Origin of the sequence: Komagataeibacter oboediens, assembly GCF_003207815.1 — a bacterium.
GTDB classification, from domain to species: domain Bacteria; phylum Pseudomonadota; class Alphaproteobacteria; order Acetobacterales; family Acetobacteraceae; genus Komagataeibacter; species Komagataeibacter oboediens.
On record NZ_NKTX01000096.1, the window covers coordinates 1 to 6,682 of the forward strand.

The following is a 6,682-nucleotide window of genomic DNA, read 5'->3' on the forward strand; positions in this document are numbered from 1 at the left end:
AAGCGGGCATACAGCGCGATGGCGGCACGTAGCAGCGGCTTCACGTCACGGGGCAGCGCCTCCAGCACGTTGTACGAACATATGCCGGTGTCGAAGGCTGTCTCCATCAGTTCCACATCGTCCTCATCCACGAACAGGGCGACCGGCCGTTCCAGCGCTGAACAGGACAGGGCGCGAATGCTGTCCAGCGCGTCACGGTCGGCCCTGTTCATGTCGACCAGCACGATATCGGGCCGATAGGCCCGCACCGCATCGACCAGCGCCGTACCGGGGGGAACGGTCAGGACATCCAGCGACGTATCGGCGTGCAGCGTCTCCGACAGGGCATGGCCCCTGCGGGGATTTTCGTCCGCGACCAGTACCCGCAGGCGCGTACCGGGTGACATGTCCTCACGCATCAGTACACATCACGCAGATAGCGGCCTTCGCGTGTCAGGCTGCTTATGAATGCATCCGCATCGCCGGATGACAGGTCGCCGTGACGGGCCACGATCCGGCGCAGCGCCGCATCAACATCCCGCGCCATGCGGGTCGCGTCACCGCAGACATAGATATAGGCCCCGTCCCGCAGCCAGTCCCATAGTGCGTCGCCTGCGGCCTCCATCCGGTCCTGCACGTACACGCGCTCGGGCTGATCGCGTGAAAAGGCGGTATCGAGGCGCGTCAGCACCCCGCACGACAGGAAGGCGTCCAGTTCGTCACGATAGTAGAAGCCTTCCGCCGCGTGGCGTTCCCCGAAGAACAGCCAGTGTCGGCCCGGAGACTGCCGTGCCGCACGTTCCTGCAGGAACCCCCGGAATGGCGCGATGCCGGTGCCGGGGCCGATCATGATCACGGCGGCGGCATCATCCGCCGGCAGCCGGAAATGTGTGGTGGGCTGGATGAAAACCGGCACGTCCGCCCCGTCATCCAGCCCCGCCAGCCAGTTCGAGCATACGCCCGGCCATGGCGTATGGCTGACCCCCATCGTCAGTTCCACCACCCGCCCGGATGCCTGTGGCGAGGATGCAATCGAGTACAGCCGCGGCTGCATGCGCCGGAACAGGCCCGGTACGTCCTGCACCGTGACTGGAAGGGACGCGTCTTTCAGCAGGTGGGGCAGGAAACCCGGCGCACGGCCACCCAGTGCCGCCAGCATGGCCGGGTTGGGGCGGCTCAGGTCAAAATGGCGCGTGAGGGCTTCGTGCAGTCCCACCGTTCCACAGCCGCGCAGTACGACGGGCGTATCGTCCGGCAGGCGCAGCGCGCGCAGGGCGGCGTCCACATGGGCCGTCGGGTTGCTGGGCCATATGCCCAGTGCGTCCCCTGGAACCCAGTTCAGTTCCGTTCCGCTGACATCCAGGCCGATGCGCCGCGTGTCCCTGTCGCAGCCTGCGGCGCACAGGCGTTCGTTGATGGACAGACGGGCCATGACGGGGGCTTCCCGCGTGCCGGAAACCGGGGGGGATGGCGGGTCTGCCAGCGCGGGTGTGGCGGGCACGGTAGCCTGCCCACCGGTTCCTGCCTGCGCAAGGGCCGTGAGCATGGTTGCCCGCCATGCCTCGACCGTCTCCTCGAAATCAGGTTCGCAGTCCACGCGGTCCACGAATGGCGTCGCCCCCAGTTCCCGCAGGCGTCCGTCCAGTGCCCGCCCGAAGCCGCAGAAGCTGGCATATGAGGAATCCCCCAGCGCCAGCACGGCGAATGTCAGATCGGGCATGGGGGCGTGGCGTTCGCGCAGCATGTCCCAGAACGGAGCGGCGCAGTCTGGTGGATCCCCGTCCCCGAAGGTGGACACAACGAACAGCGCCGGACCTGCAGGCGTGGTGTCCGCATCGAATGCATCAAGGCATTTTCCCTCTGCCGTGTGGCCGGCCTCGCGCAGCCAGCCAACGATCGTGGCGGCCAGACCTTCCGCGCGCCCGGTCTGGGATGCCCACCATACGCTGATACCCGGCGGGGTGGCCGCAGGTGCCTGTACGGTCCCGTCACCTGGCTGCATGCGGCTGTACAGACCCGCAAGGATACCGCTGATCCGCGTGCGCGCCTGTGCCGGCAGGGGCGCCGATGCGGGCAGAACGGGTACCTCCCCTGTGCCCGGCGGGGCCATCTCCAGCCCGTCGAGGAACCCGGACAGCCATGCCCGTCCCTCCTCGGTCAGGGTTGCGGCAACGGACTGGTCCGGCCGCTCCAGACCGAGATGGCTGGTAAGGGCGCGCAGCGTCATGGCGGACTCTCCTTTCCTGACTGGTTCCACATCATCGGCGGCCGGGCGTGCGGCCTGTTCCACCCGTTCCAGCGCCACCGCGCAGAGTTTGAAGCCGGGTTGCAGCGAAATCGGGTCAACTGCGTCCGGTGTGAGGGAATTGACCGTCAGATCCGGCCCGAAACGGTCATTCCAGTGGAACGGGGCAAAGCAGGTGCCGGGCCGTACCCGCGCGGAGATCTGGACCGGCAGGACGATCCGCCCCCGGCGTGACGTGATTTTTACGCGATCATCCTTTAACAGCCCAAGCGCATGGGCATCGGGCGGGGCAATTTCCACAAAGGGGCCGGGATTCAGGCGGTTCAGGCTGTCCACGCGCCCGGTCTTGGTCAGCGTATGCCACTGGTGCTGCAGCCTGCCACTGTTCAGCACGAAGGGGAATTCCTCATCCGGCCATTCGTCGGGCCGCATCCATGGACGGGCAAAAAAGACCCCCTTCCCGTCTGGCGTGGCGAAGACGGGGCCGGTCCCGTCAGGAGACAGGTAACGGATCGGATGCCGGTCCTGCATGTCGCCTGCGGGCGCGGGCCACTGCACCGGTCCGTTGCGCAGCCGCGCGTGGCTGACGCCCGCGATGTCATAGCCGGTTTTGGGGTTGCTGAACCGGCTGGCCTCGGCAAACACTTCGGCGGCGGAGGTGAAGGCGAAATCCTGCGCAAACCCCATTGCCCGCGCCACGCGGGCAATGATGTCCCAGTCCGGCAGTGCTTCGCCCGGTGGCGGTACTGCCCTGCGTGCAAGGGTCATGGTACGGTCGGAATTGACCTGCACGCCGTCCCCCTCGGCCCACAGGGCGGCAGGCAGCACGATATCGGCAAAGCGCGTCGTCTCGCCATCCGCGAACGCGTCCTGCACGATCACGCAGTCTGCTGCCTCCAGTGCCCGGACCACATGGCGGCGATTGGCAACCGTGGCGACGGGATTGGTGCAGATGACCCAGCATGCCCGGATGGCACCGCGCTCCATCGCCTCGAACATGGCAATCACGCCATTGCCCCCGGTGTCGCGCAGGGTGCCGGGGGGCAGCGACCACTGTTCTTCCGTAAAGGCGCGGTCCGCTGCCACCAGTGCGCTGCGCTGTCCCGGCAGGCCCGGCCCCATGTAGCCCATTTCGCGCCCGCCCATGGCATTGGGTTGCCCGGTCAGTGAAAACGGCCCGCTGCCGGGGCGGCAGATCGCGCCGGTGGCAAGGTGCAGATTGCATAGCGCGTTGGTATTCCATGTGCCGGTGACGCTCTGGTTCAGGCCCATGGTCCACAGGCTCATCCACTCCCCGGCCTCCGCGATCCAGCGCGCGGCGGTCAGGATGTCCTCAACCGGCAGGCCGGTGATTTCGGCCACGGTCCGGGGGGCGTATTCATCCAGAAAGGGTTCCATTGCCTCCCACCCCGTCGTGGTCCGGGCGATGAAGTCCCTGTCGATCGCGTCGTTTTTGACCAGAAGATGGAGCAGGCCGTTGAGTAGCGCCAGATCCGTGCCGGGGCGGATCGGCAGGTACAGATCGGCCTTTTCCGCCGTGGCCGTCCGGCGCGGGTCGACCACGATCAGCCGCGCACCTGCCCGCCTGCGGTCCATCAGCCGCAGGAACAGGATCGGGTGGCAGTCGGCCATATTAGCGCCAATGACGAAAAACAGGCTGGTGCAGTCGAAATCCTCATAACTGCCCGGCGGGGCATCGGCGCCAAGCGACAGCTTGTAGCCGGTGCCTGCGGCCGCCATGCACAGGCGGGAATTGGATTCAATATGCTGGGTGCGGACAAACCCCTTGGCCAATTTGTTGATCAGGTACTGTGCTTCCAGCGACATCTGCCCCGATACGTAAAAGGCGATGGCGTCGGGTCCATGTTCGTCAAGGATGGCGCGCAGCCGTGCCGCCGTGGCGTCGATGGCCTGCTGCACGCCCGCAGGTGCGGCCTGTTCCCCGCGCCGGGGGCGGATGGCGGCATGGCGCAGGCGCTGGTCGGACAGGAGCGGCCGATCGCACGAACTGCCCTTGGTGCACAGGCGGCCGCCATTTGCCGGGTGCGCGCCATCGCCCCGCACTTTTGCAATACGGCCGTTCTCCACCTCCAGTATGACCCCACAGCCCACCCCGCAATAGGGGCAGACCGTGCGGATGTCCTCCCGCGCCATGGGATCAGGCCGGAATGGGTTCCGGCGTGGCTGTGGCCGTCCGGGCTCGGATCGCCACTTTCCCGTTTTCTACGCGGGCGTCCCATGTCCGCAGCCGGACGGCGGGATCCTCCAGGCACTGTCCATCCTCCAGACGGAAATGCTGTTTATAGAGCGGCGAGGCCACCACCACCTGTCCCTTCAGGTCGCCCATGATGCCGCGTCCGAGCACGTTGGCGTTCGAAAACGGGTCGTGGTTGTCGATTGCATAGACCCGGGCGGGCGCACCCTCCGTCGCGGGCAGGTAGAACAGGGCGATCTGATTACCGTCATGCCATGCCACGACCCCGGACATGGCCACCAGGTCATCGTGTCCGCACAGCTCGGTCCACTCCACGGGGCCGGCCGACTGCGTGGTTTCCGGCAGGTTGTCCGCCGGACGGACCTGATCGCGCTCGGGTATGGTACGGATGTTCGGATCGGGACGGCTGTCATTGACGAAGGTACGGAACCGCTTGAGCTTTTCACGGTCCGTCAGTGCATCGCGCCATTCGCAGTGGTAACGGTCCACCACCATCTGCATCTGCCGTTCCAGTTCCGCACAGATGCCAAGACTGTCATTGATGATGACGTCCTTGAGGTAATCCAGACCGCCTTCAAGATTCTCACGCCAGACAGAGGTGCGCTGCAGCTTGTCCGCCGTCCGGATATAGAACATCAGGAAACGGTCGATATATTTCACCAGCGTTTCGGCATCCAGATCGGTCGCGAACAGTTCCGCATGGCGCGGGCGCATGCCACCATTACCGCAGACATACAGGTTCCAGCCGTTTTCGGTGGCGATCACACCGACATCCTTGCCCTGTGCCTCGGCGCATTCGCGGGTGCAGCCGGATACGGCGAATTTAAGCTTGTGCGGCGAACGCAGGCCCTTGTAGCGGTTTTCCAGATCCAGCGCCTTGCCCACGCTGTCCTGCACGCCATAGCGGCACCATGTGCTGCCCACGCAGGATTTTACGGTCCGGGTGGACTTGCCATAGGCCTGCCCGGTCTCGAAGCCTGCTTCCAGCAGTTCAGCCCAGATATCGGGCAACTGGTCCAGTTGCGCACCGAACAGATCGATACGCTGGCCGCCAGTGATCTTGGTATAGAGACCGTATTTCTTTGCTACCTGGCCCAGGACAATCAGCTTGTCCGGTGTGATCTCACCGCCCGCAATGCGGGGTACGACCGAATAGGTGCCGTTTTTCTGCATGTTGGCCATGAACGTGTCGTTCGTGTCCTGCAGCGGAATATAGAGCGGGTCCGTAATCGGCTTGTTCCACGCCGATGCCAGGATGGAACCGACAGCGGGCTTGCAGATATCGCAGCCCAGGCCACCATTGCCGTATTGCGTCATCAGGTCTTCAAAAGTCTGGATTCCATGCACACGGACAAGCGAGTACAGTTCCTGCCGCGTGTAGGAGAAATGTTCGCACAGGCTGTGGTCCACCGCAATGCCGCGCGCTTCGAGTTCGGTCTCGAACACGTTCTTGAGCAGGCCCGAACACCCGCCGCAGCCGGTACTGGCCTTTGTGTACTGCTTCAGGGCGGCAATATCCGTACAGCCGCCTTCAATGGCGGTGCAGATCGCCCCTTTCGTCACGTTGTGGCACGAACAGATCATGGCCGTATCGGGCAGCGCGTCAGCGCCCAGCAGGTCCGCTCCCTCCCCACGCGGCAGGATCAGGGCCGCGGGGTCCGCCGGGGGTTTGATGGCGTTCTGTACATATTGCACGATCGTGTCGTAATAGGCGTTATCCCCCACCAGCACGGCCCCGATCACACGACTGCCATCATCCGAGAGCACAAGGCGGCGGTAGGATCCGTCCACTTCCCCGATGAAACGGTAGCTCCGACTACCCGGTGTCGCGCCATGCGCATCGCCAATCGAGCCGACATCCACACCCAGCAGCTTGAGCTTGGTGGACATGTCCGCACCGGTAAAGGCAGCTTCTTCTCCCGCCAGGGTGGATGCGAGCGTGCGCGCCATGGTGTAGCCCGGTGCCACCAGGCCAAAAACCTGCCCGTTCCAGCACGCGCATTCCCCGATTGCGTAGATTGCCGGGTCGGACGTACGGCATTGCCCGTCTATCACAACACCGCCGCGCGGACCGATGGCAAGCCCGCAGTCACGTGCCAGCTTATCCTGCGCGCGGATGCCTGCGGAAAAGACCACCAGATCGGTTTCAAGGAATGTACCATCGGCAAAGACAAGGCGGTGACGATGTGTCTCGCCCGCGGTGATCTGCTGCGTGGCATGGGATGTAAGCACTTCGATCCCCA

At 64.9% G+C, this 6,682-nt stretch carries 3 protein-coding genes; all 3 read right to left on the reverse strand.

What is annotated here, in order from left to right; translation table 11 throughout:
* Positions 1-398, reverse strand: a 398-nt coding sequence (locus CFR80_RS16295; RefSeq protein WP_110507718.1) for an ANTAR domain-containing response regulator, incomplete at its 3' end; no start/stop codon positions are given.
* Positions 398-4,378 carry a bifunctional nitrate reductase/sulfite reductase flavoprotein subunit alpha gene (locus tag CFR80_RS16300; RefSeq protein ID WP_110507719.1) on the reverse strand — a complete coding sequence of 1,327 codons (3,981 nt, stop codon included), beginning with the start codon at positions 4,376-4,378 and terminating at the stop codon, positions 398-400. The genes CFR80_RS16300 and CFR80_RS16295, both read right to left, overlap by 1 nt.
* Positions 4,379-4,382: 4 nt before the next feature.
* The coding region (gene nirB, locus CFR80_RS16305) for a nitrite reductase large subunit NirB (protein ID WP_110507720.1) at positions 4,383-6,682 on the reverse strand (2,300 nt) is incomplete at its 5' end.